This is a genomic window from Pseudomonadota bacterium (assembly GCA_010028905.1).
Lineage (GTDB): Bacteria > Vulcanimicrobiota > Xenobia > RGZZ01 > RGZZ01 > RGZZ01.
Genome location: RGZZ01000684.1, coordinates 1 through 2,010, shown reverse-complemented (window position 1 = coordinate 2,010; position 2,010 = coordinate 1). Strand labels below are relative to the sequence as shown.

Below are 2,010 nucleotides of genomic sequence, written 5' to 3'. Positions count from 1 at the left end.
AGATGACGTCGTGCTCGACCCGTCGCGCCTCGAGCAGGTAACCCACCTGGTCATCGACGTGCACCCCGAACTCATCGATCCAGGCGGCTCTTCGCCCCGTGCGACGGTGCAGCCCCATGGGCAGCTTGATGAGGTTTCCCAGCTTGTCGAGGGGCAGCACGTTCTGCTTGGGAAACACCTCAGTGCGGATGCCGAGGGGAAGGGGACCTGTGATGCCCAGCAGGGTGTCGAGCAGCTTGCGCATCACCACGGCGGGGAGAGGAGCGGCCGCGAACACCCAGGCGTGCAGTCCCTTCCAGCCGCTGTCTTCGAGGTGCACGAAGAGACCCCGCTCATGGGCGATCCGACGCAGACGTTCGGCGAACTCCAGCATCTGCCCCATGGCCTGCAGCCATTCCGGACGGCCTGGCGCCGAGCGCTCGATGAACGATTTGGGCAGGTCGAAGTCGATGGCGCCGAAGTTCACGGTGTTGTCGAGTCGCAGCGGGTAGATGCCCACCGTGTGGTTGCCCAGCAGGTGGTTCTTGGCCACGTTCACCGTGAAGGGCTCTCGAATCGGGGTGTAGCCCGTGGCCCCCTGCTCGCTGGCCCACTGTCGGGCGTACACGCCCTCGCGACCGTCGAAGAGCGACACGAAGCGAACGAGCATGGCCTCGCTGGGCACAGGGAGGTCGTCAACCGGGGCGTCGCGCCGGTTCTCTTTTGCCAGGGCGCGGAATCGCTTGTCGCCGGTGCTCTGCAACGCCTGATCGAACACCGTGCGCGATTCCTCGAGACGCCCCATGTCGGCCAGAAGGGTGCCCAGGGCGTCCCACGCAGCCACGTCAGTCGGCGCGCGCTCGGTGAGCAGCCGCCACATGCGCACCGCCTTGTCGCTGGCTCCCGCGTCTTCGTGCGCTTGCGCCAGACGACGAATGACGGTGAGGTCATCGGGCGCGTCGCGGTGGGCCAGGCTGAGTGCCGTGAGCAGGCGGGTCCCTGCTCCGGCGGCCTGCGCCAGGTCGGCCACGCGCAGGTGGAGGCGAGCGTCGTTGATGTCGGCCTCGTCGAGCGTCTCGAGCGCGCTGATGGCGGTATCGTAGTCGCCGGTATCGATCTGTGCTGTGATGCGGTCAAGCTGCTCGGCAATCATGCGTTCTTCTCACTCTCTGTCTCGTCGAGCCAGACCAGCTCGCCCTCGACGTAGGGCTGGGCCAGCTGCTCGGCGGGGTCGCGTCGATCGATGAGGGCGACGGTGGCGGTGCGCTTGCCAAGCGCGCGTGACTCTCGGCCCAGACGTTCGATGACGTGCTGCATGGCGGTGGTGCCGCCGGTGATGTTCACCACCACCTCGTCGTGGCGCAGCATGAGGTCGCGTATGGCGCGCTCGGTGGCGAGCTTCGGGGCCAGGTCGAAGCAGTGAAAGGGGTCGTCGAGCACTCGCACCGTGCGGCGCAGATCGGGGAACCCTGCCCGCGTGAGAGCCTCGACCTCGCGCTCGCGGCCCCGTGCCGAGGTGACGATGAGGGTGTGGCTTGGAGTGAGCAGACGGGCCACCGCGTACAGAACCCCTGGGGCCAGGCCCAGCGGGGTGATGACAAGGCGCCCCTCAGGGGGCCTGTAGGTGGGCTCTATGTCTTCGCTGTCGTTCAGGGCCACGCAGGCGTTGTAGAGATCGATGATATCGCCACGCGAGAGGGTGATCGCGTCTGGTGTGAGACCGCCGTCTCGCAACGAACCCTCCAGAGCGCGAAGCCGTTTCCAGATGGCGGCGATGGCGTGCTCTTCAGGTTCCTCGTACCCGTTGCGCGCGCGGTAGGCGACGCTGTCGAGGTGGTGCTCGATGGGCGCCCGCTCGTGGCGGGAGAGCCAGCGGGGAATGTTCCAAGGGAGCCGCTGCAGAACGTGGTTCACCACCCAGGCCCGCATGCCGTTGATGGCCTGGGTGTGCCGACCGGCCTCGATGAGCCAATGAATGAGCGCAAGCTGTCGGGTTGTCTCGGTCGGGGTAAGCGCCAGGGTCTGTTTGGT

The 2,010-nt window shown here is 66.9% G+C and carries 2 protein-coding genes; both read right to left on the bottom strand.

The window, feature by feature from the left end; translation table 11 throughout:
* A partial coding sequence (locus EB084_24330) for a hypothetical protein (protein NDD31391.1) occupies positions 1-1,132 on the bottom strand: 1,132 nt, incomplete at its 3' end.
* Positions 1,129-2,010 (bottom strand): hypothetical protein (locus tag EB084_24325; GenBank protein NDD31390.1); only part of this gene is annotated, 882 nt, incomplete at its 5' end. The genes EB084_24330 and EB084_24325, both read right to left, overlap by 4 nt.